Origin of the sequence: Streptomyces sp. URMC 124 (genome assembly GCF_051386455.1) — a bacterium.
Classification (GTDB): Bacteria; Actinomycetota; Actinomycetes; order Streptomycetales; family Streptomycetaceae; genus Streptomyces.
Map to the genome: position 1 here is coordinate 1 of NZ_JBPQTS010000112.1, position 25,697 is coordinate 25,697.

Here is a 25,697-nt window from a genome sequence, read left to right on the forward strand (position 1 = left end):
GGCCGCACCCCCGCTCGCTGCGGCCACCCCTGCCCCCGCGGCCGTCCCTGCCCCGGCCGCACCGGTGGCGAGGCCCGCGGCGGCCTTCACCGAGAACCCGGCGGCGAACCAGCCGATGACCGCCACCGGCAGCAGCGCCCGCAGCCGCGCGTTGACATCGGCGACCTCCATGGCCGCCGTACGGCACCGGGCGCACTCGTCCAGGTGCTTGCGCAGCCCCCGCTCGGCCCGCATCCGCAGACCGCCCCGGGCGTACGCGCCGAGCCGGTCCGCGAAGCGCGCGCAGTCGCCGCCCGCGGTCAGCGAGGTGCTCACGTGTGCCTGCAGATACGCCTGCTTCAGGCCTTCGCGCGCCCGGTGCGCCAGCACCGCCGTCGCATTGGCCGTGAGCCCCAGCAGCGGCGCGACCTCGCTCGGCGACTCCTCCTCGACCGTGGTGTGCCACAGCACCGTCTGCCAGCGCGGCGGCAGGCTGCGGAACGCCTGCACGGCGAGGGAGTGCTCGGCCTCCTGCATGGCCAGGACGTCCGCGCCCGGCCCGAGGCCCTCCCCGTCCTCCGTGACGGGCAGCCGGGCGGCCGACGAGGCGAAGTCCGCGAAGTCCTCGACCAGCTGCTCGCGCTTGGCGCTCTTTCCCCACGTGGCCGCGACCCGCCGGACCGTCGTCAGCAGATAGGCGCGCACCGACGACTCCGGGCCCGCCCCGCCCCGCACGGCTTGCAGGGTGCTCGCGAAGACCTCGTTGGTGAGGTCTTCGGCGGTGTGGTTGTCGCGGCAGCAAGTGCGCGCGTAGCGACGGACGGCGGGGGCGTGGCGGCGGTAGAGCTCCTCGTAGGCATCGCTCTCGCCCGCCCGCATCCGGGCCACCAGCTGAGTGTCGGTCAGGGGCGCATCGGCGGCGGCGTCCGTGCGGCGGTGCTTGCGCCTGCGCTGCCGGGGCACGCCCGGACCGGCGCCGTGGGCCGCTTGCCCGGCCGGTGCGGAACGGCCCTCCTCGGAGGACCGGGGCGAGGGCGGTCTGTCCGCCTTCTCGCTCCCGCCCGGTTCTTCCTGCCCGTCAACACCCATAGCGCAGGCCCCTGTACATGCCGGCTAACCCGAAGACCGGGAAAGCGTGGCACAGCGGCGCCCGTCACCGGCTCGGCATGGGCATCAACCACCCGTCCGGGGTGACTTCGGCCGCATGAAGCAGTGGACATCACCCGAACGGGTAAAGGGTTCCGGATGCGCCCGGTCCGCATGCAGAGCCGAACCGGGCGCACCCGTCCCACAGAAGACCTGCACGCGGCAGGCAACGCCTTACTCGGCAGGCCGGGACCGCAGCCCCTCCAGCAGGATGTCCAGCAGCCGCGAGGACGCCGCCGCCTGCTGCACCGCATCCGGCAGCGACGGCGCGGCCGTCGCTATCACCAGCAGCACATCGGCCACGGTCACGTCCGGACGCAGCTGACCCGCCGCCCGCGCCCGCTCCACGAGCCGCCCGACGACCTCGAGCAGCGCCGCCGCACCCGCGTCGTGCCGCTCCGAGGAGGAGGCCGTCCGCTGCTCGACCAGCCGCAGTTCGTGCAGCTGGCCGCCGGTGGCGCCCGGCTGCCGCTGCTGCGGCACCCGCGCCTCGATCTCCTCGGATTCCCCGTCGACGCCGACCCGGAGCACCTGCGGCGGCAGCAGCCGCCCCGCGCCCGAGGCCACCGACGTGCGCAGGAAGCGCGACAGCGCCGACCACGGCTCGTCCTCCTGGCCCAGCGCGGTGCGGGCCTGCTCGGTGAGCCGGGCGGTCTCCTCCTCGGCTATCCGCCGGACGAGGACGTCCTTGCTGGGGAAGCGGCGGTAGACCGTCCCCACGCCGACGCGGGCGCGGCGCGCCACGTCCTCCATCGGCGCCCCGTAGCCCAGCTCGCCGAAGACCTCGCGGGCCGCACGCAGAACGTGCTCGAGATTGCGCTGGGCGTCCACGCGCAGAGGCGTGCTGCGGCCACCGCCCGCTTCAGACGGCGCGACAGCGGTCGACCAATGAGAGCCCTGAATATGCATATGTGTTCCCCCGGTTATGACGTCTCCCCCCGGAGACTCCCCGCCCTGACTGCCGGGGCACGTCTCTGACACCCCGACGGAGTACGAACATAGTTGAGCCCAGGTCAAGAAAGAAGGGGTAGTTCCGCACCGGACACCCCCGATTGGAGTACATGCCCCCTCCACAATGATTCTGCACCACCCCGCAACCCCGCCGCAGCCACTCTGACCTGCGCACCTGTCCTTCGAACCGGTGCGCCCCCCTGGAGGGATCAGCTCCGTCGCCCGGTCATACATTTCGCACGGCCTGTGGACAAACTCCTGCCGGCGGTGCGTCATGGGGAGGGAGCTGTGCTCGAGGACTGAGGAGTGGCCTTGGCGAAGGAACCGGCGCGCATTCTGGTGGTCGGCGGCGGCTACGTCGGGATGTACACCGCCCTGCGGCTGCAGCGGAAGCTCAAGCGCGGCGAGGCGACCGTCATCGTCGTCGATCCCGAGCCGTACATGACGTACCAGCCCTTCCTCCCGGAAGCCGCGGCCGGCTCCATCTCGCCCCGCCACGTCGTCGTCCCGCTGCGCCGCACCCTCGACAAGTGCCAGGTCGTCATCGGCGAGGTGAAGTCCGTCGACCACGCCAAGCGCACCGCCGCCGTCAGCACCCTCGCCTCCCACGAGGAGGGCACCGGCGCCGTGCAGATCCGCTACGACGAACTGGTCCTCGCGCCCGGCTCCGTCTCCCGCACGCTGCCCGTCCCCGGTCTCGCCGACTACGGCATCGGCTTCAAGACCGTCGAGGAAGCCATCGGCCTGCGCAACCACGTCCTCGAACAGATGGACATCGCCTCCTCCACCCGCGACCCCGCCGTGCGCGACGCGGCCCTCACCTTCGTCTTCGTCGGCGGCGGCTACGCGGGCGTGGAGGCCCTCGGCGAACTGGAGGACATGGCCCGCTACGCCTCCCGGTACTACCACAACCTCGAACCCGAGGACCTGAAGTTCGTCCTGGTCGAGGCCACCGGGCGCATCCTGCCCGAGGTCGGCGAGGAGATGGGCGCCTACGCGCTGCGCGAGCTGCGCGGCCGCAACATCGACGTCCGCCTCGACACCCGGCTGGACTCCTGCGCGGACCGCGTCGCCGTCCTCAGCGACGGCTCCCGCTTCCCCACTCGAACGCTCGTCTGGACCGCGGGAGTCAAGGCCCACCCCGTCCTCGCCGCCACCGACCTCCCCCTCAACGGCCGCGGCCGCCTGAAGTGCACCGCCGCCCTCGCCGTGGACGGCGTCGAACACGCCTGGGGCGCCGGCGACGCGGCCGCCGTCCCCGACCTCACCGCGGACGACCCCGCCACCACCGTCTGCGCCCCCAACGCCCAGCACGCCGTCCGCCAGGCCAAGGTCCTCGCCCACAACGTCCTCGCCTCACTGCGCGGCGAACCGCTCAAGGACTACCGCCACGAGTACGTCGGCTCCGTGGCCTCCCTGGGCCTGCACAAGGGCGTCGCCCACGTCTACGGCAGGAAGCTCAAGGGCTATCCCGCCTGGTTCATGCATCGCGCCTACCACCTCAGCAGGATCCCCACCTTCAACCGCAAGGCCCGCGTCCTGGCCGAGTGGATCCTCACCGGGCTCTTCAAGCGCGAGATCGTCTCCCTCGGCTCGCTCGAAAACCCCCGGGCCGAATTCGAACTCGCCGCAGACACGGGACGTCACCCGGAAGCGAGTTGAAGCAGGTCATGGGCCCTGTGGCGGAGCCGGGAACTCCCCCGGAGAGGCCGACGTCTGACGGATGTCAGTCCGGTCGGCCACACTGGTCGTGTGACCATGGGTGGGCTCGTACCTGCGAAGAGTAACAATTACGAGGATTCGGACGTTTGCTGCATTCCCCCGGGGGCAGTCCCCCGCACCGACAACCGCGGCCCCGCGCAGGGCACGCGGATCGGCCACACCACGTCGCCGAGCTGGTCCGGAACGACTCCGCGAGGTAATCCTCTGTGAACTTCACCCGCTGGAGCGCCCGGCTCCCCGGCACACAGCGCCGAGCCGCGGCGCGCGCCGACCGCAAGGACCGCACCGCGGCCGCCGCGCAGCCCGCGCCCGCGGCGGGCGCGGTGCGGCCGGCGGGTGGCCGTCGGCCTCGCCGCCGCTGACGGGGTCCGCGGGGTCGGCGGGGCCGGCGGTCTCGGCGTCCGCCCGCTGCGGTCCCGAACTCACCTCGCCCGAAGGCGTGGAGGCCCAGACGTGCGTCCTGAAGCAGGGAGGCGAGACCTGGGCCCGTACGTACTACCGCAACGCGACAGGCGCGCCTCTGCGGGCCGTTCTGACGCTCATGGGCCCCGACGGGCGGACCGTCCAGGTGCACTGCCGCACGACGGCCTCCGACGACCCCGGCGGGTGCGAGACGCCTCGCGCGCGGACGGTGCGCGCAGGAGGCGAGGGGGCCGATCGGGACGGGCTCGGCGGAGATCCGTACGAGGCGGTGGCGGAGATCGCTTCGGAGGACGGGGAGCTGCTGCTGCGCTCGGGGAGCAACTCGGCGGGGGACCGAGGGGATTAGCCGGGCAGGCGTCCGGCGCAGGGCCGCGCCCCGGGGTCTGCCGTCTCCGGGCATGGAAACGCCCGGTCGCTGGCGACGGGGGATGCACCAGCGACCGGGCTCCTAGAACGGTAACAAGAGATCGGCCGTTCGCAAATTCGATCGTGGATTTCCGGACGCGTATTTCCGGGCTGACAGCGGGAGTTGTGACAGGAGTCACGTAAATGGCGGCCGATCAGCCGCCGGAATCAACCACTCCGCTGCCTGGAATCCATGAATCCGCCCCCGTGCAGCGGTAGGCCCGGCTGCTCCGGAGGCGGATCCGCCTCAGTTCAGCGTGATCTGACGGCTGGTGAGGCCACTGCGCGCCCGGCGCTCGTCCGGCGTCAGGGGAGAGGCGTCGGCGAGTGCCGTGGCCAGCCGCTCCGCGAAGGCCGCGGCCGGCTTCTCGGTGTCCTCCGCGCGCATGTCGCTCGGCAGGTCCCAGACGGGCACGGTGAGTCCGTGCGCCCGGAACGAGCCGACCAGACGGGTGCCTTCGCCCAGCGAGGAGCTGCCCGCGGCGTGCAACCGGGCCAGAGCGTCCAGAAGCTGCTCCTCGGGGTGGGTCATGACCCAGCGGAGGTGATTCTTCTCGGGCGTCTCGCACCAGTACGCGGCGTCGACGCCGCTGAGGCGGGCCGTGGGGATGGCGGCAGCGTTGGCCCGGTCCAGGGAGGCCGCGACCTCGCCGGTCGCGTTCTCGGCGTTCTCGACCCAGAACTCGAAGCCCGTGTGGACGTTCGGATCGAACGGGCCCTCCGGGTCCAGCAGGTCCTGCAGGCGCGGACCGTCGGCCTCGGCGCGGCCGGCCGTCACCGGCGTGCCCGGGGCGGCTTCCAGCGCGCGCCGCAGGGTGTCGGCGAGGTCGCGGCTGAGGTCGCCGGAGGCGGTGTCGTTCTGCAGGCCCAGCAGCACGGCGCCGTTGTCGCGGCGCAGGGCGGGCCAGGCCATCGGCAGCACGGTGGCCAGCGTCACCGACGGCACGCCCTCCGGCAGCCCGCCCTTGAGGGTGAGCTCGACCGTCGCCGCGGGCACCAGCTCGCGCAGCGCGACCCAGTCCGCCTCGCCGGGGAGACCCTCGAAGGGCCGCTGCACGAGCTCGGTGGCCGCCTGCACGGCCGCGCGGCCGTGGCAGGCCTTGTAACGCCGGCCGGAGCCGCACGGGCAGGACTCGCGGGCGCCGACGACGGGGATCCGGCCGTCGACGGCCTGCGGCGATGAGGCCTTGGTCTGGGGCCCCTTGGTCTGGGGGCGGCGCTTCTTGGCCATGGCGTGCGTGTCTCCCGATCGGTGCAGGCGCGTGCGTACGGCGCGGCGGGCACGGTGGCGTGCGTACGGGTCTGCGTACGACACGGTCCGTACGACGCGGCGCGTACGGCTCGTACGGGCGCGAGCCTAGCGCTCGCCGCGGCGACCGGAACGGGCACGCGCGCGGGGCGTCGGGAGGAGAGGAGAGGACGGCGGAGTGTGGGTCGGCGGGTCGTCGGCCGGTGGTGGGGTGCCGCTCTCCGCGGAGCTCTGTTCCCTGGCGGGCGCTCCGGCTACGGGGCCCACCGGCCGTGCACGGGCATGTTCGGTTCGTCGTCCGGGCGGATCTCGCGGTGCCGCGCGGCAGGGGTTACACCTCCTGCACCTCCTGCATCTACGCGCGTCACGCCATCGTCATGTCAGTTCGTCGATGTCTGCGAATGCAGGTGTGGGTGGGGATACGGGCAGCCCCGGGCCCGCGGCGGCGCGCGTGGCGAAGCTGTTGTGCACCGAGAGCGCGGCCCATACGGTCACCTCGCCCGATGCGTCGCGGACTCCCCAGTCGTGGGAGAGGGCGCCGATGATGTTCAACCCGCGGCCTCCGCGGGCGGTCACCGAAGGTGTGGCCGGAACCGGCCGGGTCGGTCCTCCGCCGTCCGTTACCTCGACCGTGAGCCGGCCGTGGGCGTCCACTCTCCATGCGGCACGTATTCCCCCGTCCTTGTCCCCCTCGTCTCCGTCTCTGCGACCGTCGCCCTCCGGGCTCAGCGGGCGTCCGTGCCGGTACGCATTGCTGAGCAACTCCGAAAGGATCAGTACGGCGTCGTCGATGACCGAATCCGGTACCCCGATGATGCGCAGATCCTTGCGCATCCGGTGTCTTGCCTGGCCCACACCGGTTGGACCATGGGGTACGGCCATGATCGACGACGTGGGCACCTCCTGTGCCACCACCAACGCCACCCCCGAGACCTCCTTTGCCCCACGTCAGGGGATGGATGCCCCAATGGACTGGACCGGAAACCGGCCATCCGAGACCCGCCGGGGGCACTCGGACCGCTCGAACACACACCGAACGCGCCGGTGCACTCCTTGTAATGGGGCTGCCGGGTGGAGGCCCGCGGCGGAGGCCTTACGCCCGGCCGAGCTGGGTGAGCACCCGCTTGGGCCGGTTCGTGATCAGGGCGTCCACTCCGAGGCGTGCGCAGAGCTCGACGTCCTCGGGGTCGTTGACCGTCCAGACGTGGACCTCGTTGCCCGCCTCGTGCAGCCGGGCCACGTAGCCCGGGTCCTTGCGGATGATGCGGATGCTCGGGCCGGCGATGCGGACGCCCGCGGGCAGCCGTCCGTCGCGGTGGCGGGGCGAGACGAACTGCATCAGATAGACGGTCGGCAGCGCCGGTGCGGCCAGCTGGACGCGGTGCAGGGAGCGGGCGGAGAAGCTCATGACCCGTACCGGCGAAGGGCCGTCCGCGGGGGGCTCGGCGAGGCCGAAGCGGCCGAGGAGTTCGAGCAGCTTCTGCTCCACCTGGCCCGCCCAGCGGGTGGGGTGCTTGGTCTCGATGGCGAGTTCGACGCGCCGCCCCGCGTCGGCCACGAGCTCCAGCAGCCGCTCCAGGGTGAGCACGGACGTCGCGTCGAGGTCCGGGGCCTCCATGTCGGAGACGTCGGCCTTCCAGGAGCCGAAGTCGAGGGTGGCGAGGTCGGCGAGCTCCAGGGAGGAGACGGCGCCGCGGCCGTTGGAGGTGCGGTTGACGCGGCGGTCGTGCACGCAGACGAGGTGGCCGTCGGCGGTGAGCCGGACGTCGCACTCGAGCGCGTCGGCACCGTCCTCGATCGCCTTGCGGTAGGCGGTCAGGGTGTGTTCCGGAGCGTCCTCGGAGGCCCCGCGGTGGGCGACGACGGAGAGGGGGTGCCGCTCGGGGCGGAGATCCCGGGCCGGGTGCGCATAGGTCACCGCGTTATCGTGCCATCGCCCGGCACCATCGTGCAGGCGGTCCCTTTTGTTATGGAGTGCCCGGAGCGAAGCGTCGCCGTCGTGGGGGCACAGGGTCCGCTTACGGTGGTCTGACGGGCGGTGGGAAAAGCTGGTCGTGGGCCGGTCGTGGGTCGCGTGAGCGATGCCGGCGGCGTGGATCCCGCGAATGACGTGGACACCACACCGTGCATGGCGTAGGCACCATGTAGGAACTGATGTGGCACCTGATGAGGAGAGAGCTGTGAGCACCGAGAACGAGGGCGCCGCCGTCGCGCCTGCGGAGGGCGTTCCGGATGTTCCGGGCGGCTCGTCGGGCGGTTCGCCGGCGGATTCGCCGGCTGTTTCGATGGAGAAGGCGGAGAAGGGTGACGGTGCGGGCGTGACCGCGGAGGCCGCGGCCTCCCCTGCTGCTCCGGCCGCCGCCCCTGCTGCTCCGGCGGGCCCGGCTCCGGGCCAGGCCCCGGCCCCGGCGTCCGCTCAGGCCCCGGCCCAGGCGCCGGCCCCGCCCGCGGCCCCGCCCGCGCCCCAGCCCGGATACGGCCGGCCGGGCGCGCAGGGCCAGGGAGCCGGCGGTTGGTACGACGCACAGCACCAGCAGCACCAGCCGATGCAGGACCACCAGCCCCTGCAAGGACAGCCCCAGCCTCAGGGACACCCTCAGGGACACCCCCAAGGCCAGCCGCACCCCCAGGCGCAGCCGTACCCCTACGGTGCGCCGGCCGGCGGCGGCCCCGTGGGCCCGACCGGGGTGTGGGCCGGCGGCCCCGACGCGTACCCGCCCGCCCGCAAGCGCGCCGGCGGCCTCGTGGCGATGGCGCTGGCCGCCACCCTCGTCGCGGGCGGCATCGGCGGCGGCATCGGCTACTGGGCGGCCAGCAGGGGCGACAGCGGCAGCTCGACGACCATCTCCTCGTCCGGCGACCCGAAGACCGAGAGCCGCTCGCCCGGTTCCGTCGCGGACATCGCCAACAAGGCGCTGCCGAGCGTCGTCACCATCGAGGCGCAGAGCGGCGGCGGGGAGGGCGGCACGGGCACCGGTTTCGTCTACGACACCGAGGGCCACATCCTCACCAACAACCACGTCGTCGCCTCGGCCGCGCAGGGCGGCGGCAAGCTGATGGCCACGTTCTCGGACGGCAAGCAGTACGACGCCGAGGTCGTGGGCCGGGCGCAGGGTTACGACGTCGCCGTCATCAAGCTGAAGAACCCTTCCGGCGCGAAGCTCAACCCCATCCCGCTCGGAAACTCCGACCGGACGGCCGTCGGTGACGCCACGATCGCGATCGGCGCGCCCTTCGGGCTGTCCGGCACGGTCACCACGGGCATCGTCAGCGCCAAGAAGCGCCCGGTGGCCTCCAGCGACGGCGGCGGCATGGGCAAGGCCTCGTACATGAGCGCCCTCCAGACGGACGCGTCGATCAACCCGGGCAACTCCGGCGGTCCGCTCCTCAACGCCCAGGGCGCGGTCATCGGCATCAACTCCGCCATCCAGTCCGCGAACAACGGCGGCGGGTTCGGCGGCGGCCAGCAGCAGGCCGGCAGCATCGGCCTCGGCTTCGCCATCCCGATCAACCAGGCCAAGAACGTCGCCGACCAGCTCATCAAGACCGGCAAGCCGGTCTACCCGGTCATCTCCGCCTCGGTGAACATGAAGGACGCCGGGTCGGGCGCCAAGATCGCCCCCACCGGCGACAACAACAGTCCGGCCGTGACCCCGGGCGGCCCGGCCGACAAGGCCGGCCTCAAGCCGGGCGACGTCATCACCAAGCTCGACGACACCACCATCGACAGCGGCCCCACGCTCATCAGCGAGATCTGGACCCACAAGCCGGGCGACAAGGTGACCGTGACGTACACCCGCGACGGCAAGCAGTCCACGGCGGAGATCACATTGGGCGAACGCAAGGGCGACAGCTGAGGCGATAGGCTGGCCCCCGCGCCGCCGCACAGGCGGTGCGGGGAGGCTTGCCCGAGCGGCCTAAGGGAACGGTCTTGAAAACCGTCGTGGCAGCGATGTCACCGAGGGTTCAAATCCCTCAGCCTCCGCCAGCCCTGCGCGAGCGCAGGCCAGATGGGGTGTCTCCGGATCGGAGGCACCCCTTTCGCGTGGGTGCCGGTCGGTCAGGCCGTAGCGGTGATGCCGAGTTCGGTCAGCAAGGTGCGCACCCGCTGTTCGATTTCGTTGCGGATGGGGCGGACCGCGTCGACGCCCTGGCCGGCCGGGTCTTCCAGCTTCCAGTCCAGGTAGCGCTTGCCGGGAAAGACCGGGCAGGCGTCGCCGCAGCCCATGGTGATGACGACGTCGGAGGCCTGTACGGCCTCGGTGGTCAGCAGCTTCGGTGTCTGCGCGGACAGGTCGATGCCGGTCTCGCGCATGGCCGCCACGACGGCGGGGTTGACCGTCTCGGCGGGCGCGGAGCCCGCGGAGCGGACTTCGACGCGGTCGCCGCCGAGGTGGGCGAGGAAGGCGGCGGCCATCTGGGAGCGCCCGGCGTTGTGGACGCACACGAAGAGGACGGAGGGCTTGTGGTCAGACACGGGCGGACCCTTCCGGGGCGGTGGCGGGCCGGCCGGTGGCCGGTGAGGGGAAGTGGCGGCGGGCGGCGAGCGCGACGTAGACGAGGCCGATGAGGACGGGGACTTCGATGAGGGGGCCGACGACTCCGGCGAGGGCCTGTCCCGACGAGGCGCCGAAGGTGGCGATGGCCACCGCGATGGCCAGCTCGAAGTTGTTGCCCGCGGCGGTGAACGCGAGCGTCGTCGTACGCGGGTAGTCCAGGCCGGCGGCACGGCCGAGCGCCATCGACCCCGCCCACATCACGGCGAAGTAGACCAGCAGCGGGAGCGCGATCCGTGCGACGTCGAGCGGCCGGGAGGCGATGGCGTCGCCCTGGAGGGCGAACAGCACGACGATCGTGAACAGCAGCCCGTACAGGGCGAACGGGCCGATGCGGGGGATGAGACGGCTCTCGTACCAGGAGCGGCCGCGCGCCCCTTCGCCCAGGCGGCGGGTGAGGTAGCCGGCGGCGAGCGGGATGCCCAGGAAGATCAGCACGCTGCGGGCGATCTCCCACACCGACACGTCGAGCGAGGTCTGTTCGAGGCCGAGCAGGCCGGGCAGGACGGAGAGGTAGAACCAGCCGAGGCCGGCGAAGGCGATCACCTGGAACACCGAGTTCAGGGCGACGAGCACCGCGGCGGCTTCCCGGTCGCCGCAGGCCAGGTCGTTCCAGATGATGACCATGGCGATGCAGCGGGCCAGGCCGACGACGATCAGCCCCGTGCGGTACTCGGGCAGGTCCGGGAGGAACAGCCACGCCAGAGCGAACATCACTGCCGGGCCGAACACCCAGTTCAGCAGCAGGGACGGGACCAGCAGACGGCGGTCGCGGGTGACGGTGCCGAGGCGGTCGTAGCGGACCTTGGCCAGGACCGGGTACATCATCACCAGCAGGCCGAGGGCGATCGGCAGGGAGACGCCCGTGACGGTGACCTTCGCGAGCGCGTCGCCCAGCCCGGGGACGAGGCGGCCCAGCCCGAGTCCGGCGCCCATCGCCAGCAGGATCCACACGGCGAGGTAGCGGTCGAGGAAGGACAGCCGGGCCGCTACGGGGGCAGCGTCCGTGCGGGTCACGAGGGGGCCTCGGCGGGCTCGGGCAGAGGCTCCCCGGCGGGGCGGGTGAGGATCCCGGCGAGCCGGTCGGTCGTCTCCGGCAGCAGGCGGTAGTAGACCCAGGTGCCGCGCCGCTCGGAGGCGATGAGCCCGGCTTCGCGGAGCAGTTTCAGGTGGTGGGAGATGGTCGGCTGCGAGAGGTCGAAGGCGGGAGTCAGGTCGCAGACGCACACCTCGCCGCCCGCCCGTGAGGCGATCATCGACAGCAGCCGGAGCCGCACCGGATCCCCCAGGGCCTTGAAGACCTTCGCCAGCTCTATCGCTTGGTCCTCGGCGAGGGGTGCGGCGAGCAGGCCGGGGCAGCAGCCGTCGGGGCCGTCCTGCCCGAGCACCACGAACTCTTGATTCGACATATCTCTATGTTGACGTCTGTCGATTCAAGGCGCAAGCTTGCATTGAAGTCGATCGATATAAGGGATCGAGGAGAACGTCATGCCCCGTGTCCAGCTCGCGCTCAACGTCGCCGACCTCGAGGCGTCGGTGGCCTTCTACTCCAAGCTCTTCGGCGTCGAACCCGCCAAGCGGCGCCCCGGCTACGCCAACTTCGCGATCACCGAGCCCCCGCTCAAGCTCGTCCTCATCGAGGGCGAACCCGGCCGGGACACCCGTCTGGACCACCTCGGCGTCGAGGTCGAGACCACCGGCCAGGTCGCGGCCGCGACCGAGCGGCTGAAGGAGGCCGGCCTGGCGACGTTCGAAGAGAACGACACCTCCTGCTGCTACGCGCTCCAGGACAAGGTCTGGGTCCACGGTCCCGGCCGCGAGCCTTGGGAGGTCTACGTCGTCAAGGCCGATGCCGGCACCCTCGGCAACGGCCCGGCCGGCCCTGCGCAGGGGGACGGCACCTGTTGCACCGCCACGCCCGCGGAGACCGGCGAACCGGCCGGCTGCGTCTGCGGGAGCTGACCCCTGGTGGCGGTGGCCCTGGTGACGGTGACCCTGGTCGCGGTGGCCCTGGTCGCGGCGGTCCTGGTGGGGCGCCCTCACATCGGGGGGCGTCCTCACATCGGGGGCGCCCCTTCCGCCTGGCTTTCGATGACGCTGAGGGCACCGTCGACGGTGGTGCGGAGGTGGGCCCGGAGCACGTGCAGGAAAGAGCCGAAGGCGGGGGAGGCGGGGCGGGAGGCGGGCCAGGCGAGCAGTGCCGTGCACGGGGGGAGGTCGGTGACGGCGACGAACCGGATGCCGGGGCGGGGCATGAGGCGCCGGCCCCTTTCGGAGATGAAGCGGATGCCGTGTCCCAGGCTGATGAGGGCGAGGCAGAGGTCCAGAGTGGTTCCCGGCTGGTCGGTGTAGCGCACCGGAGTGCCGTCGGGGCGCGGGTCGGCGGCCCAGAAGTCGCGCCATTCCGCGGCCACCCGGGGCGGGAAGCCGATGACGGGCAGGTCGGACAGCTCCGCGAGGGTCACCGATGCGCGGTCCGCCAGGGGATGGGTGTCCGGCAGGCAGACGAAGCGCGGTTCGGTTCCCAGCGGGAGCGTACGGACACCGTCGGGCATGGGGCCGTAACAGATGACGGCGTCGGTGTCCCCGTCCAGCAGCGCGCTGACTTGCTCGACGGGGCCCACGGCGCGCAAGTCGACCTCGGGACACGAAGGGTGCTCGCGCAAACGGTCGAGGAGTATCCGCAAGGTCGGGAGGCCGGAGACGTAGGTGCCGAGCGTCACCCGGTCCGCGGCCGGGTTCGCTTGCGCCTTCGCGGCACCCCGCAGTCCGTCGACGGCCTCCACCACCGCCTGCATCTGCGGCAGGAGGGCGGCCCCGGCCGCCGTCAGCTCCACCCGCCGCGTGGACCGGTCCACCAGGTGCACCCCCAAGTGCTCTTCGAGGGCGCGGATCTGCCGGCTGAGGGCGGGCTGACTGATGAACAGCCGCTTCGCCGCCCGGCCGAAGTGCAGCTCCTCCGCCAGCACGAGCAGCAGGCGCAACTGCTGCGCACTCGGATCGGTCGTCATGATCGCCCCCCCCGGGAAGACGGCCCGTCAGCCGTCGACATCGATGCGGGCAAGCTATCAATCACGCGTCCGTACGCATCAAAGACCCCTTTCTCGCCGGGCTTTCGTGGGATCAGAATTCACTGTGGCGCTTGGATCGCTTGCGCCCGCACCTTTCCCCTGTATGCGACTCCGGAAGGCTTGTCATGCTCGGCTTGTCTGTCATGCGTATGAATAATCGACGTCGTTCTCTCCTGGCGATCGGGGGAGCAGTTGCCCTGGCCGCTTCGCTCGGCACCGGGCCGGCCTCCGCAGAAGTGCACCGCTACGGTTTCGAGAACAAGGTCAAAGTGGGCGGCCCGCGCATAGTGCACAGCGGCAGTGTGGAGGACGACTCGCGCGACAAGGCCGGCTGCAGGGACGATGCTTGGCTCACCGGCTTCGTCAAGTGGGACCTGGGCAAGGTCTCCAAAGAGGAAATCTACGTGAAGTCGATAACGGTCACCTACCGCACGCAGGTCGAATCCAATGCGCAAGGGCAGTACCTGGTGCGCGGTAACGGTGGGACGGCTTGGCGGACCACGTGGGATCCGCACCCCATTCCCGGTGACGCTCGCGACCACAGTGCGACCTTCAAGATAAACAAGGCGGTCAAGCTCGACGGCAAGAAGAAGATCTACTTCAGGTCGAACATGACCATGGGGCGCAGCGGAGGAGCCGCCGACTGCGGCGGCGACACCCCTTTCTATTTCTATTTGACGCCCGTCAGCTAGCGGCGAGCGCCTGACGGGTGCGAGGCCGGCACCCCTGGGGGTGCCGGCCTCGTGGTGCGCAACGGTGTTCGTCCGGGAGCCGGGAGGCGGCCGCAGGGTCAGGCGGCCGGGGCGGCCTCCTGCTGCGCGGTGGCGGCGGCCTCGGCCGGGGTGTCGGGCTTGCCGCCCCGCATGACCAGCACCGCGAGCAGTGCGGCGGCCAGGACGCCGATCGCGCTGAAGGTGAGGGTGGTGGACATCGAGGCGGTGAAGGCGTCCTTGGCGGCCTGGACCAGGCCCGCGTCCCCCCGGGCGGCGGCCAGCGCACCGCCGATCGACTGCTTGGCCTGCTCGGGGGCGTCGGCCGGCATCTCCGCGGAGAAGGTGCTGGTGAGCAGCGAGCCGAGGATGGCGATGCCGAGGGCGGTGCCGGCCTGCTGGATGGTGTCGTTCAGGGCGGAGCCGACGCCCGCCTTCTCGGCCGGGATGGTCGCCATCAGGGCGCCCACCGCAGCCGGCATGGCCATGCCGGCGCCGAGACCGAGCAGGCCGAGGGCGACCGACGGGACGGTGAAGCCGCTGTCGGTGGTGACGGTGGTCAGCAGGCCGAAGGAGGCCGCCATCAGGAGCATGCCGGCCAGGATCAGCCGTCGGTAGCCGGCCTTGGCGGCGAGCTTGGCGCCGGCTCCGTTGCCGATCAGCGCGGCGACGGCCAGCGGGGTGAAGGCCAGACCGGCCTTGACCGGGGAGTAGCCGAGGACCGACTGCAGGTACTGGGTGAGGATCAGGAGCAGGCCGCCGTTGCCGATCTGGACCAGCGCCAGCGAGATCGAACCGCCGGTGAAGTTGCGGTGCTTGAAGAGGACCAGCGGGACCATCGGCGAAGCGGTGGTGTTCTCCCAGATCACGAACCCGGCCAGCGCGGCGACGGCGACGGCGAGCGTGACCAGCCCGCGGCCCGCGAAGGCGCCGTGCTGCGGGATCTCGACGATCCACCAGACCAGGGCGGTCATGCCGACGGCGGAGAGGACGGCGCCCAGCGGGTCGGGCTTCTGCCAGGGCGCCTTGGACTCGGGCATCAGCAGCAGGCCGGCCACCACGGCCAGGACGACGACCGGGACGTTGATGAAGAAGATCGAGTGCCAGGAGAAGTGGTCGATCAGGACGCCGCCGAGGATCGGGCTGCCGACCAGGCCGAGCATGGACACCGAGCCCCAAGCGGCCATCGCCTTCGGGCGCTCCTCCTCGTCGAAGACCGTGATCAGGACCGACAGGGTGGACGGCATGATCAGTGCACCGCCGACGCCCATCGCCACACGGACGGCTATGACCTCGCCCGGGGTGGTGCAGAACACCGCGGCCAGCGATGCCGCCCCGAAGAGCAGCAGGCCGATGATCATCACCTTCCGGCGGCCGAACCGGTCGCCGAGGCTTCCCGAGGTCAGCAGCAGGCCGGCGAAGACGAGGACGTAGGAGTCGAGGATCCACTGGATCTGCTGGGGGCTCGCCCCGGTGTCCTCGGTCATGGCCGGCACGGCGACGGTCAGCGCCATGCTGTCGACGACGAGGACCAGCGTGCTGAGGCACAGCACGATCAGGATCCACCACCGGCGCGGGCTGCGGGTCAGCGCCGTCACCGGCGCTTGGGGCGTCCCGGCCGTCTTGGTCGTCTTGTTCGGCTCGGCCCCTGGGGCTGCGGCTGCCATCGGGCTTTCCTTTCGGGTTGCGCACACCGTTCCCGCGGTGCGCACACTGTTCCGGACGTTGCGCACACCGTACGCCTCTGCGCACACTGTTCGCAACCCGTGATCCCTGTACGCTGAATGCGCACGACGTACGCAAAGGAGCGAGCCGATGGCCGCCGACAAGAAGCCGCAGCCCCTTCCCTCCGTCTGGACCCGCCGGCCGCGCGGGGCGGAGCAGCCCGGCCTGTCCCGGGAGGCGATCGTCCGGGAAGCGATCGTGATGCTGGACGCCGACGGCATCGAGGCCCTGAGCATGCGGAAGCTGGCCGCCCGCCTGAACGCCGGAGCGACGTCCCTGTACCGCCATGTCGCCACCAAGGACGAGCTGATGGAGCTCGCCGTGGACGAGGTCTTCGGCGAGGTGGTCGTACCGGCCGCCGACTCCGCGGACTGGCGGACGGCGGCCGCCCGGGCCGCCGCGTCCTTCCGCGCGACGGCTCTGCGTCACCCGTGGCTGTCCTCGGTGCTGGGCCAGGCCGGTCTGGCGTACCTCGGCCCCAACCTGATGGCCTTCTCCAGCCGGCTGGCGGACCTGTTCATCAAGGCGGGCTTCCCCGAACCCACCCGGGCCATCGACTCCCTCATCGCCTACGTGACGGGCATGAGCACCGCCGAGGCGGCCTGGCTGACCACGGTGGCCCGCTCCGGCGAGACGGAAGCCGGCTTCATCGCCCGCCTCATGCCCGCCGCCCAGCAGGCCGCCGTGGGCCACGACAACATGCCCGAGGCCTACGCCGCGGCCGCGGTCGAAGTGTCGGACCCGGCCGGAATGCGGGACTCCAAGTTTGTCTACGGCCTGGAGGTCATGCTCGACGGTCTGGCGCTCCGCCTCCCGGCCGGGGCGCCGGCGACTGCGGAATGACGTCGGAGCCGGTCCTCCGGCTCAAGGGGGCCTCAATCCTCCGGCTCATGGGGCCCCAATCCTCCGGCCCATGAGGGCCTCGGCCCCCGGCTCCGGTACGGAAGGTCAGCGCGTGACGGATTCCAGGGATTCCAGGGGCTCGGGGGCTTCAAGGGATTCGAGGGACGCGAGGGCTTTGATGACGGGGGCCGCGCCGTCTTCGGTGGCCAGGGCGGCGCTGAGGCGGGCGGCTCGGGCGCGGTGGGCCGGGTTGCGGACCGCCCGCTCGATGAGGAGGGCCAGGCGGTCCGCCGTCAGCTCTGCCATGGGCAGGACGCCCGGCGCGACGCCCAGGGCCCGGAGCCGGGCGGACCAGAAGGGCTGGTCGTAGAAGACGGGTACGGGGACCGCCGGCACGCCGGCGCGCAGACCGGCCGCCGTGGTGCCGCCACCGCCGTGGTGCACCACCGCCGCGGTGCGCGGGAAGAGCCACTGGTGGGAGACCTCTCCGACGGTCAGGACGTCGTCGCCCTCGGCCTTCAGCCCGGACCAGCCGGCCTGGATCACGCCCCGGACCCCGGCCCGGCGCAGGGCCTCGGCGCACACGGCCGACAGGCGCTCGGCGTGCGGTGACGGCATGCTGCCGAAGCCGATGAAGACCGGCGGCGGTCCGGAGGCCAGGAAGTCGGCCAGCCGCGGCTCCGGCGCCCAGGCGCTCGGCTCCTCGGGCCACCAGTAGCCCGTCACCTGCTGCTCGGGGGCCCAGTCGACCGGGCGCGGGACGACGTGCGGGCTGAATCCGTACCAGATCGGCCAGTCTCCGGCCCGGCGCCGGCGGGTGGTCCGGCGCGGCGACGGCAGGCCCAGCTCGGCCCTCACCCACCGGGCGGTCGACGCGGCTTGCCGGTGGAACGCCCGCCAGAGCGCGCCGGAGACGAGACGGTTGCCCACGCGCCCGGCGGAGCGCCGCCCGAGCGCCATCGGCGCGAAGGCGCCGGTCGGGGCGACGGGCTGCAGCAGTGCGCTCGCGCTCGGAATGCCCAGGCCGTCGGCGACCGCCTTGGCCGGCAGTGCCGTCCGCCCCGAGGCCACGAGGACGTCCGCGCCCTGCCGGGCCGCCCGGAGGACGCCGTGCGCGAGTTCGGACGTGTAGGCCGTGCTCTGTCTGGCGATGGCGAGCGTGCCCAGGGGGCCGTCCGCTCGGCCGGAACGGCCGCCGGAGAGTGTGTGCGCGCACGCTTCGTGCATGTCCCTGGGGTCCAGGGGGAGCGGTCGGAAGCCCAGCCCGCAGGAGCGGATCAGGCCGGCGAAGCGCTCATGGGTCGCCACGGTCACGGCGTGGCCCGCCTGCTGCAGACGGGCGCCCAGGCCGGTGAACGGCGCGACGTCGCCCGTGGAGCCGCTGGTGACGAGCAGGACGTGCATGACGCCGACTCCCTCGGAAGTTCAGAAACGGGAGGAAACCGGACAAACTATAAGGGTTGTGCGGTGCGGGCGAGGCGAAGCGGCTCACAGCCGACGGATGGCCGTGAGCCGCAGACCTGTCCCGGACGCCCTAGTTCCAGGGCTCGTTGAACGCCCGGCCCGCGACGGGCTTGGCGATGAGGGCGAGGGGAATGAAGAAGTTGACCTGGCCTATCGCGATCATCAGGGTGGTCAGCGCCTTCGGGTCGTAGTGCTCGGCCGCCTGGGCGTAGAGCTCGTCGGAGACCCGCTCGCCCTGCGCGGAGGGCAGCAGGACCGCCTCCACCAAGGCCAGCGCGGCGCGCTCGGCACCGGTGAAGTACGGCGCGTCCTGCCAGGACGCCACCGCGGTGATCCGCTCCTCCGACTCGCCGGCCTTGCGCAGGAAGCCGGTGTGGAGCACGGTCAGGTAGGTGTTGCCGACGATCTGGCCGGCCCGCAGCTGGAGCAGGCTGATCGTGGTCCGCGGCACCGAGCGGTTGCCCGTCGCCTTGAACAGCGCCGCCGAAACCTCTGCCAGCTCCGGGACGAGCTCCTGAGGATCCACGGTCATCCGCGGGCCCGCCGGAACCGCCGCAGTGATCGAACGTGCCGTCATCGTTGCCTCCTGGGGACTTGCGCTTGCACTTCGCTGTCACTCACCTGACGGATGGCGACGGGGAAGTGTGACGGGCGGCCTCATTTGCGGTGGCAGACGAACGTCTTGGCCCCGTCGTCACCGGTCTGGATCACCGCGCTGGCGCAGCCCTCCGGGCACCGGGGCGGCGCGGCGTGGGCGCTCCGCCGCCGGTCCGGGGGGTAGTGGCACACGGAGCAGTACCAGGCGGGCTTGTACGGGTACGTCACGTCCCACCACATGGGGTTGCGGCAGTGCGGGCACCTGACCAGGGGAGGGCCGTTCCGACCAGCGTTCATGGCGGCATGCTGCTCCACCGGCCGGGGGGACGAGCCCGGTCCCGAAGCCTGTTCCCCCGTTCGAGTCATCCCTCGTCGAACGGGACGAACGGGGCAGGCCCCCGGGTCACTCCTCGGGCTTCTCCAGCTCCTCCGGCGTGGCCGTCACATGGTGCAGCACCTCCCAGTCGCATGCCTCTTCCTCGGCATCCGACTGCTGCAGCGCCTCCGCCACCTCCCTGCGCAGCCCGTCCACCGCGCGGCCCGGCGGGGCTTCGTCCAGCACGCGCATGACCGTCGCGAGCGCGAGGTGGGAGCGGTTCAGCCGGTCCGCCAGTCCGAAGAGGCGGCGGCGCGAGGCGAGCAGCTCCTTCTGCAGGTCGATGACTTGCCGCTGCGCTTCCACGAGCGCTTCGACGAGCGCTTCGCCGTCTGTCGACCGCCCCTGCCGGGGCTCTTCCGCGGCGGAGTAGTAGGTGTTGTTGGTGATATTGACGGAGCCGTGGAACGTCGTGCCGTGGAAGGAGACGGGTGTCGCCGCCCGTGCGGCCGCCTGACGCCCCTCCGTAGCCCTTTCGTCCGGCGTTCCGTCCGGCGTTCGGTCCGGCGTTCCGTCCGGTGATTCGTCGGGCGTTCCGTCCTCCGTGGGCGCCGGTGTCGGGTTGCGCCTGGCCGCGTTCCAGAGCTGCCGGGCTTGCAGGAGGACACCCGGGCGCGCCGGTGCGGGGCCCGACGTGACGTCGATGATCGCTTCGACGATCTCCCAGTCGCTCTCCAGGCCGTGGCCGGACAACCGGCGGGCCAGCGTGGAGCGTGCGGGAACGTGCCCGCTGGAGAAGTGCTCCGGGACGAGCCTGTCGTAGAGCTCGCCCAGCGTCATTCCCGACGCGTCGAGCTCGTTGCGCAGCAGCTGGGCCAGTTCGCTGATCTCGGCGGTGCCGCCCTGCAGCGGCCCCCACGGGCGGCCCCGGCGTCCGGCCCGGCGCGGCTCCTCCGACATGATCCCCCCATCCCGCGAGACAATGCCCAATGTCTCACACTGGCCCTCGGATTCGCCGTCTGTCCAGCCTTGTTCCAGAGAGAACGGGAGCGGCGTGACGGTCGCGGGACCCGGGCGTAGTGTGGCGGGCAAACAAGCACGAACCCGCCCCCAGGGTGGAATCTGTCGGGGCGGGCCGTGTCGATGTCACCGCTGCAAGGGGATCGTCACCAGAGTTCCACGTCGGTCCCCTTGAAGCGTGCGTACCACTTCAAGAGCTCGCCGGTGAATCTGAGTGCGCGCTTGCCCGAAGGCGAGGCGCACCACCTGCGGGCGCCCTGATGAGCCGCCCTCAGGCCTCTCCTCATGCTGCGGATCCTGGATCGGCGTAAGTCGCCGGGCGGCGACGAGCGCTCTTCCACTTCCACCCTCCCTGGATGGAGCTTCAGCCCCGGCGTGCGGGGCTGCCGACCCGGGATCGGGCCAGGTAGGAGCCTGGGAGGGTCTTACCTCCGGAAGCGTAGCGCGCGCAGACACCAATTGTCTTGACCCATATGGTGGTTATCGCATCAGCCGGTCAACCGACGTGTGACCAGAGGAAAGAGCGAGGCGAGAGTGGCGGCTGTCAGTGCCGCCCCACCGGCAGCTCCATGCCCCTCAGCGTCGCCCTGATCCCGTCCTTCTCGACCCTCACATCGCGCAGTTGAAGCTCGCGCGCCTCCTTGGGGAGCGAGAAGGAGAAGGTCAGGCGGTCGGAGAGCTCCGGCGGGCGCATCCGGATCAGGCCGCCGATCAGCTTCGGGTCGATGCCGAGCTTCTTCAGCAGCCACGGGTTGTCCATGGCCGCGTCGATGAGGTTGAGGTGCGTCAGCCGTTCGACGAAACGAGGTGCGCCCGTCAGGCGGTGCAGCTTCTCCTCGCTCCTCAGGGCCGCCTCGGCGTCCTGCTGCGACACCCCGAGCCGCTCCGCCAGCGCCGGGACCGAGAACAGCGCCTTCGCCCGCGCCGCGTCGCGGCTGATGCGTTCGGCGGTCTCGCGGTGCAGGGTCAGTCCTCTGCCCTTGCCCGGGCGGTACGTGGCGATGCCCGGCACGTCGAGGCTCATGTCGTCCACCTCGGTGGACAGGCCGCGGCTCCCGTTCAGCTGCAGCTGCGCCTGGGCCCTCACGCGCAGCTCCTGGCCGCCGACGGTCAGCTTTCCGTCGGCGCCGATCGTGCGGTCGGAGCGGCGGCGGAAGGCGACCTGGGAGGCGGCCAGTTCACGGTTCATGTCGGCGAAGGAGAGCAGGACTTCGCCGTCCAGGTCGCCGATGACCGCGCCGCGGATGTCGCTCGGCAGGTTCCCGGTCAGCCGGATGTCACGGCTGCTGGCGTGGACCTTCGCGAGCGAGACCCGCTCGGCGGCCACGTGCGGGACCGTGACGTCCACGCGCTCCAGGCGCTTCTCCAGGACCTGGGTGAGGAAGGGGAACCCGTGGATGTCGACCTGCGGAGCGGCGGCCAGGTGGAGCTCCTGCTGCAGCTTCTGCTGCGCCTTCTTCTCCGCGTACATCTGCGCGCAGCGATCCGCCAGCACCAGGATCCCGGCGCAGAGGGAGAGGACGATCAGCAGCTTGGCCGTGCGGGGCGCGGCGGCGAGCGGGCCCCGGCGGCGGCGGTGGCCGCGGCCGCGCTTGCCGCGGCGGTGGTTCGGCGGGGACCAGGACTCTTCCTCGTCGGTATCGCCGTGGAGGAGCTGGAGGGGGAGGACGGTGAGCGGCTGCGTGTCCGTCAGGGCGGCGGGGCCGGGAGCCGGCTCGGCGGATTCCGGGGCCGGGGCAGCAGTTTCCGGAGCCGGATCGCCAGGCTCCGGGTCGGCCAGTGACGCCAGTTCGTCATAGGGGTTGGGGGGACGGGAGGGTATGCGTGTGGGGGTTCGCATCGCCTTATCCCACCACGCGCGAGCCCCCGGAACGCAAGCGCTACCGGCAGTACGTCCGAAAACGGAGCCATTGCCCCCGCTGCCGTGCGCCCGCCGCCCCGGGCCGGGCCCAGCGGTTCCCGTCACGGGGGATCATGTACTGTTGCCGCCGTTGGCAGGAACCGTCCCAGGAGGTGAGACCCATTACCGCTGTTGCAGGCTGGGTGCTCTCTTCCCCTGGTTGTACGGTCGCTTCCTCTCTCTAGCCGGCCGCGAGAGCGCCCTTCGGTGATCCGGAAGGCTTCTCCATGTTCGACAACTCTTCGTCCTTCTCCCGTTCCCTCTTCCCTCTCGTCGTCTCCAGGCTCCGGGCCGCCGGCTGCGTCTTCGCCGAGGACGAGGCCGAGCTCATCCTTTCCACGGCGCGCACGCCGGACGAGGTCGAGGACATGGTCGCGCGGCGCGCGTCCGGCCTGCCCCTGGAACACGTCGTCGGATGGGCCGAGTTCTACGGCCTGCGGATAGCCGTGGACGCGGGTGTCTTCGTCCCGCGCCGGCGTTCGGAGTTCCTCGTCGGGCAGGCCCTCGCCCTCAGCTCTCCGCGCGCCGTCGTCGTCGACATGTGCTGCGGCTCCGGCGCGGTGGGCGCGGCGCTGGCGTCGGCCGGGGAGGACATCGAGCTGTACGCCGCCGACATCGACCCCGCGGCCGTGGAGTGCGCGCGGCGCAACATCGGCGCGCGCGGCGTCGTCTATGAGGGCGATCTGTACGAGCCCCTGCCCGCGGCCCTGCGCGGCCGGATAGACGTGCTCGTCGCCAATGCGCCCTACGTGCCCACCGAGGCCATCGCCCTGCTGCCGGCCGAGGCCCGGGACCACGAGGCGCGGGTCGCGCTGGACGGCGGCTCGGACGGGCTCGACGTACAGCGGCGCGTGGCCGCCGCGGCGTCGTCCTGGCTCGCGCCGGGTGGCCACCTGCTGGTCGAGACGAGCGAGCGGCAGGCGCCGCGCACCGTCGAGGCGTTCGTGGGCAACGGCCTGATGACGCGTGTCGTCGAGTGCGACGAACTGGACGCGACCGTCGTCGTGGGGACCAGGCCGGGCCGGGGGCGGACGGCCCGGAGCACGCACGCTGGGGCCGCGCACGCCGAGGCCGCGCACGCCGAGGCTGCGCACGCCGGGGCCGCGCACGCAGGAGCCGCGCACGCAGGAGCCGAGCGGGTCGTAGCGGCACTCAGCCGGTAGGAACGGTAGGAACGGTAGGAACGGTAGGACCGGTAGAACCCGTAGGACCGGTAGAACCCGTAGGACCGGTAGGACCGGTAGGACCCGTAGGTCCCGTAGAACCGGCAGGACCGGACGCCGCCGTACGGACCACCCGCTCCACGTCGATCTCCACCACCCTCTCGACCTCCGGCCCCCACAACTCCCGTGCCGGCCGGAGGTCGATGGCCGCGCGGCCGCTGATCTGTACGGTCTCGCCGGTCGCGAAGTCGGGGAGCACCAGCCCGACGTGCGGGTGGCTCCACAGGTTGCCGAGCGTGTTGAACAGGGCGTTGCCGGAGTAGTCCGGCAGTTCGACGCGCCCCGGGCCGGTGACCCGGAGGAAGCCGGCCGGTCCGCCGCGGTGGGAGACGTCGGCTCCGGCCGTGGGGTGGCGGGTCGCGATGAACAGGGTGTCCCTGCGGGCGATGAACCGGTGCTCCCGGTCGGTCAGCCGGGTGAGCGAGGTGGTCTGCCGGTCCGGGGAGAAGGCCGGTGGGTCCACCAGACGGGTGCGGATGTGGCGCGGGCAGTTCCCGTACGCCTGCTCCACGTCCATGTCGATCACGGCCGGGTCGCATCGGCGGACGCGGCCGTTGACCCGGAACCTGCGGCGCCGCACGAAGTCCATGGCGATGAGGGCTGCCTGGGGGCCCGCGGCGGGCGTCGCGCCGAGGGGAAGGCCGGCGGGCAGGCAGGGGTCGCCCTCGGGGCGGGCCGCACGGATCCGTACGGCCTTCGGCCCGGTCAGGACGAATCCCGGCTCTCCGGTCAGGACCGTGGCCCACATCCGGCCGTCGGCGTCGGCCGCGCCCAGGGCCACGCACGGCACGGTGGAGAGGAACATCCCGGCGACGGGGGAGAGCCGGTCGTCGAGGATCCCCGCGACCCGGGCGGCCTTGTCGTGGGCGCCGGCGGCCCGCTGCACGGCCTGCTCGCCTTCGTGGAACGTGCGTACGCGTGGTGCGACCGTCATGCGGCGGCCCCTAACCGTCGGGCGGCGTGGTGGAGTTGAGGTGCCATGACGAGACGGTACCGTACGGTACCTACTCCTCCCCGCCGGGCCTAGACTGGCGGCATGCCAGTGAAGCCGGGAGCGACCATCGACCCGCGTGCGACCCGGGCCCGCGTGCTGTCCAGTGCGGTCCAGCTGTTCTACGAGCGCGGCGTGCACACCGTCGGGGTGGACGAGATCGCCCACCACGCGGGCGCCTCGAAGCTGACGATCTACCGCAACTTCGGATCCAAGGAAGGCCTTGTGGAGGCCGTGCTGGAGCACCGCAGCGAGCACATCCACCGGTGGCTGACCGCGCATCTGGAGGGCGTGCCCGCCGGACGCGAGCGCGTGCTCGCCCTCTTCGACCTGCTCACGCGCTGGTACGCGCGCGACGGCTACTGCGGCTGCGCCGTGATCAACGCCGCCGTGGAGACGCGCCACCTCGACGGGCCGGTGCGGCAGCTGCCCCGCGCCCACCTGGCGCGCTACCGCGAGCTGCTCGAAGAGCTGCTGGCCGGCGCGGGGGCCGGGCGACCGGAGGCTCTCGCCCGGCACCTGCTGATCCTGATCGAGGGCGCCACGACGATCACGGCGATCGACGGGGACCCCGCGGCCGGGCACGATGCGCGGGCCGCCGCGGAGGTCCTCCTCGACGCGGCCTGCTCCGCCTGAACGTTGACGCCCGCCATGGCGTCCACTTCTCGGCCATGTTTACGGAATGGGCCGATGTTCCGCCGGAACGGTTCTGCCCTTGTGGCGTATGGGTCATAAGGGCTCCCTGAGGGGCGCGGGCCAGGGGCTGACGGGGGTGGCAGGGGTTTATTCGAGAGTGGTCATGCTTGCGAGGGAATGGGAAGCGACGGGTGGTTCGCCGGGGATTCGGTGGGCAAACCTCGAAGCGCGACGTCGAAATCCCGCCGGGTGGTCGGCCAACTGCTCGGCTCTGTGCAGTAGTTCTGTCTACTGGCAGTAGTTCCGCTCAGCGTTCTGGAGGAATAGAAATGGCAAGCACCCGCACTGCTCGCGTCCTCACCACTGCTGCCGCTCTGCCTGTGGCGGCGGTCCTCCTCTCCGGCGTCGCCCACGCCGATGACGACGGCAATGGCAACCAGGTGGCCAACCGCGGGTCCAACGCGGCTGCCGCGGCGGTCGTGGGGAGCGGCGTCGGGGGCTCGAACCACGGGAATTCGACGACGGGCCAGCAGCAGGCCACCGGCACGGGCGCCTCGAACCAGAGCAACACCGCGAGCGTGAGCGGCCCGGCCCGCACGGCCATCCGTCAGGACAACGTCTCGGTGGTCTTCACCAACCTGTGGTAGCCCCTGGGGCCTGTGATCACCCTGGGGGCGGGGTGACACCGGTGACCGGATGATGTGACCGGCTTTTCGTGAACTGGGTCTGGTGATGGTGGCGGGGGGGGGGGGGGGGGGGGGGGGGGGGGG

At 71.8% G+C, this 25,697-nt stretch carries 24 protein-coding genes, 1 tRNA gene and 1 pseudogene; 10 read left to right on the plus strand and 16 right to left on the minus strand.

From position 1 onward, the window contains the following. Positions 1–1,068: sigma-70 family RNA polymerase sigma factor (locus ACSNOG_RS22085; RefSeq protein ID WP_436754425.1), on the minus strand; the 1,068-nt coding region annotated here is incomplete at its 3' end. A 231-nt stretch (positions 1,069–1,299) separates the two neighbouring features. Then, positions 1,300–2,034, minus strand: a complete 735-nt coding sequence (locus ACSNOG_RS22090) for a TetR/AcrR family transcriptional regulator (protein WP_436754426.1) — start codon at positions 2,032–2,034, stop codon at positions 1,300–1,302. Positions 2,035–2,439: 405 nt separating this feature from the next. Between ACSNOG_RS22090 and ACSNOG_RS22095 the strand changes: the two genes are divergently transcribed. Further along, complete coding sequence (locus tag ACSNOG_RS22095; protein ID WP_436754446.1) at positions 2,440–3,738, plus strand: NAD(P)/FAD-dependent oxidoreductase; 1,299 nt, start codon at positions 2,440–2,442, stop codon at positions 3,736–3,738. Positions 3,739–4,237: 499 nt separating this feature from the next. Then, on the plus strand, positions 4,238–4,567 hold the full coding sequence (locus ACSNOG_RS22100) for a hypothetical protein (protein WP_436754427.1): 330 nt from the start codon (positions 4,238–4,240) through the stop codon (positions 4,565–4,567). A 306-nt stretch (positions 4,568–4,873) separates the two neighbouring features. On the opposite strand, the gene ACSNOG_RS22105 is transcribed toward ACSNOG_RS22100, so the two are convergent. The 3 genes from ACSNOG_RS22105 to ACSNOG_RS22115 form a co-directional block, all read right to left on the minus strand. Then, on the minus strand, positions 4,874–5,857 hold the full coding sequence (locus ACSNOG_RS22105) for a DUF5926 family protein (RefSeq protein WP_436754428.1): 984 nt from the start codon (positions 5,855–5,857) through the stop codon (positions 4,874–4,876). A 393-nt stretch (positions 5,858–6,250) separates the two neighbouring features. Next, entirely contained in the window at positions 6,251–6,757 is a 507-nt protein-coding gene (locus tag ACSNOG_RS22110) for an ATP-binding protein (protein WP_436754447.1), read from the minus strand. A 211-nt stretch (positions 6,758–6,968) separates the two neighbouring features. Beyond that, positions 6,969–7,793 (minus strand): glycerophosphodiester phosphodiesterase, encoded by an 825-nt coding sequence (locus ACSNOG_RS22115; protein WP_436754429.1) that lies wholly within the window; start codon positions 7,791–7,793, stop codon positions 6,969–6,971. Positions 7,794–8,055: 262 nt separating this feature from the next. Between ACSNOG_RS22115 and ACSNOG_RS22120 the strand changes: the two genes are divergently transcribed. Both ACSNOG_RS22120 and ACSNOG_RS22125 read left to right on the plus strand, forming a co-directional pair. Beyond that, positions 8,056–9,732: a S1C family serine protease gene (locus ACSNOG_RS22120; RefSeq protein WP_436754430.1), complete on the plus strand. Its 1,677-nt coding sequence runs from the start codon at positions 8,056–8,058 to the stop codon at positions 9,730–9,732. Positions 9,733–9,773: 41 nt separating this feature from the next. Next, a tRNA-Ser gene (locus ACSNOG_RS22125) sits at positions 9,774–9,863 on the plus strand. 72 nt (positions 9,864–9,935) lie between these two features. On the opposite strand, the gene ACSNOG_RS22130 is transcribed toward ACSNOG_RS22125, so the two are convergent. The 3 genes from ACSNOG_RS22130 to ACSNOG_RS22140 are packed head-to-tail and all read right to left on the minus strand — an operon-like array spanning position 9,936 to position 11,840. Next, the gene (locus tag ACSNOG_RS22130; RefSeq protein WP_436754431.1) at positions 9,936–10,352 is read right to left on the minus strand and encodes an arsenate reductase ArsC; all 417 of its coding nucleotides are present in this window, start codon (positions 10,350–10,352) and stop codon (positions 9,936–9,938) included. Next, the gene (gene arsB, locus ACSNOG_RS22135) at positions 10,345–11,448 is read right to left on the minus strand and encodes an ACR3 family arsenite efflux transporter (RefSeq protein WP_436754432.1); all 1,104 of its coding nucleotides are present in this window, start codon (positions 11,446–11,448) and stop codon (positions 10,345–10,347) included. The genes ACSNOG_RS22130 and arsB overlap by 8 nt, the downstream gene beginning before the upstream one ends. Continuing rightward, positions 11,445–11,840: an ArsR/SmtB family transcription factor gene (locus tag ACSNOG_RS22140; protein WP_436754433.1), complete on the minus strand. Its 396-nt coding sequence runs from the start codon at positions 11,838–11,840 to the stop codon at positions 11,445–11,447. The genes arsB and ACSNOG_RS22140 overlap by 4 nt, the downstream gene beginning before the upstream one ends. A gap of 79 nt (positions 11,841–11,919) precedes the next feature. Between ACSNOG_RS22140 and ACSNOG_RS22145 the strand changes: the two genes are divergently transcribed. Then, positions 11,920–12,393 carry an ArsI/CadI family heavy metal resistance metalloenzyme gene (locus ACSNOG_RS22145; protein WP_436754434.1) on the plus strand — a complete coding sequence of 158 codons (474 nt, stop codon included), beginning with the start codon at positions 11,920–11,922 and terminating at the stop codon, positions 12,391–12,393. Positions 12,394–12,488: 95 nt separating this feature from the next. Here the strand turns inward: ACSNOG_RS22145 and ACSNOG_RS22150 are convergent, their stop codons facing one another. Next, positions 12,489–13,442 carry a LysR family transcriptional regulator gene (locus ACSNOG_RS22150; RefSeq protein ID WP_436754435.1) on the minus strand — a complete coding sequence of 318 codons (954 nt, stop codon included), beginning with the start codon at positions 13,440–13,442 and terminating at the stop codon, positions 12,489–12,491. Positions 13,443–13,627: 185 nt separating this feature from the next. Here ACSNOG_RS22150 and ACSNOG_RS22155 point away from each other — a divergent pair, with 185 nt between their 5' ends. Then, positions 13,628–14,194 (plus strand): hypothetical protein, encoded by a 567-nt coding sequence (locus tag ACSNOG_RS22155; protein WP_436754436.1) that lies wholly within the window; start codon positions 13,628–13,630, stop codon positions 14,192–14,194. Positions 14,195–14,292: 98 nt separating this feature from the next. On the opposite strand, the gene ACSNOG_RS22160 is transcribed toward ACSNOG_RS22155, so the two are convergent. Beyond that, a complete protein-coding gene (locus tag ACSNOG_RS22160; protein ID WP_436754437.1) occupies positions 14,293–15,879 on the minus strand; it encodes an MFS transporter in 1,587 nt (528 codons plus the stop codon). A 148-nt stretch (positions 15,880–16,027) separates the two neighbouring features. Between ACSNOG_RS22160 and ACSNOG_RS22165 the strand changes: the two genes are divergently transcribed. Next, entirely contained in the window at positions 16,028–16,780 is a 753-nt protein-coding gene (locus tag ACSNOG_RS22165; protein ID WP_436754438.1) for a TetR/AcrR family transcriptional regulator, read from the plus strand. A gap of 105 nt (positions 16,781–16,885) precedes the next feature. On the opposite strand, the gene ACSNOG_RS22170 is transcribed toward ACSNOG_RS22165, so the two are convergent. The 5 genes from ACSNOG_RS22170 to ACSNOG_RS22190 form a co-directional block, all read right to left on the minus strand. After that, positions 16,886–18,184 (minus strand): glycosyltransferase, encoded by a 1,299-nt coding sequence (locus ACSNOG_RS22170; protein ID WP_436754439.1) that lies wholly within the window; start codon positions 18,182–18,184, stop codon positions 16,886–16,888. Between the two features lie 130 nt (positions 18,185–18,314). Further along, a complete protein-coding gene (locus ACSNOG_RS22175; protein ID WP_436754440.1) occupies positions 18,315–18,821 on the minus strand; it encodes a carboxymuconolactone decarboxylase family protein in 507 nt (168 codons plus the stop codon). An 80-nt stretch (positions 18,822–18,901) separates the two neighbouring features. Further along, positions 18,902–19,138 carry a hypothetical protein gene (locus ACSNOG_RS22180; protein WP_436754441.1) on the minus strand — a complete coding sequence of 79 codons (237 nt, stop codon included), beginning with the start codon at positions 19,136–19,138 and terminating at the stop codon, positions 18,902–18,904. A gap of 106 nt (positions 19,139–19,244) precedes the next feature. Then, complete coding sequence (locus tag ACSNOG_RS22185) at positions 19,245–20,117, minus strand: hypothetical protein (RefSeq protein ID WP_436754442.1); 873 nt, start codon at positions 20,115–20,117, stop codon at positions 19,245–19,247. A gap of 604 nt (positions 20,118–20,721) precedes the next feature. Next, positions 20,722–22,017 carry an LmeA family phospholipid-binding protein gene (locus ACSNOG_RS22190; RefSeq protein ID WP_436754443.1) on the minus strand — a complete coding sequence of 432 codons (1,296 nt, stop codon included), beginning with the start codon at positions 22,015–22,017 and terminating at the stop codon, positions 20,722–20,724. A 287-nt stretch (positions 22,018–22,304) separates the two neighbouring features. On the opposite strand from ACSNOG_RS22190, the pseudogene ACSNOG_RS22195 reads away from it, so the two are divergent. Then, a pseudogene (locus ACSNOG_RS22195) lies at positions 22,305–23,096 on the plus strand (putative protein N(5)-glutamine methyltransferase); the annotation flags it as partial. 133 nt (positions 23,097–23,229) lie between these two features. Here the strand turns inward: ACSNOG_RS22195 and ACSNOG_RS22200 are convergent. After that, the gene (locus tag ACSNOG_RS22200) at positions 23,230–24,234 is read right to left on the minus strand and encodes a pyridoxamine 5'-phosphate oxidase family protein (RefSeq protein WP_436754444.1); all 1,005 of its coding nucleotides are present in this window, start codon (positions 24,232–24,234) and stop codon (positions 23,230–23,232) included. Positions 24,235–24,336: 102 nt separating this feature from the next. Between ACSNOG_RS22200 and ACSNOG_RS22205 the strand changes: the two genes are divergently transcribed. Both ACSNOG_RS22205 and ACSNOG_RS22210 read left to right on the plus strand, forming a co-directional pair. Continuing rightward, positions 24,337–24,927, plus strand: a complete 591-nt coding sequence (locus ACSNOG_RS22205) for a TetR/AcrR family transcriptional regulator (RefSeq protein ID WP_436754445.1) — start codon at positions 24,337–24,339, stop codon at positions 24,925–24,927. A gap of 329 nt (positions 24,928–25,256) precedes the next feature. Further along, complete coding sequence (locus tag ACSNOG_RS22210) at positions 25,257–25,574, plus strand: hypothetical protein (protein WP_382039828.1); 318 nt, start codon at positions 25,257–25,259, stop codon at positions 25,572–25,574. Positions 25,575–25,697: the final 123 nt, after the last annotated feature.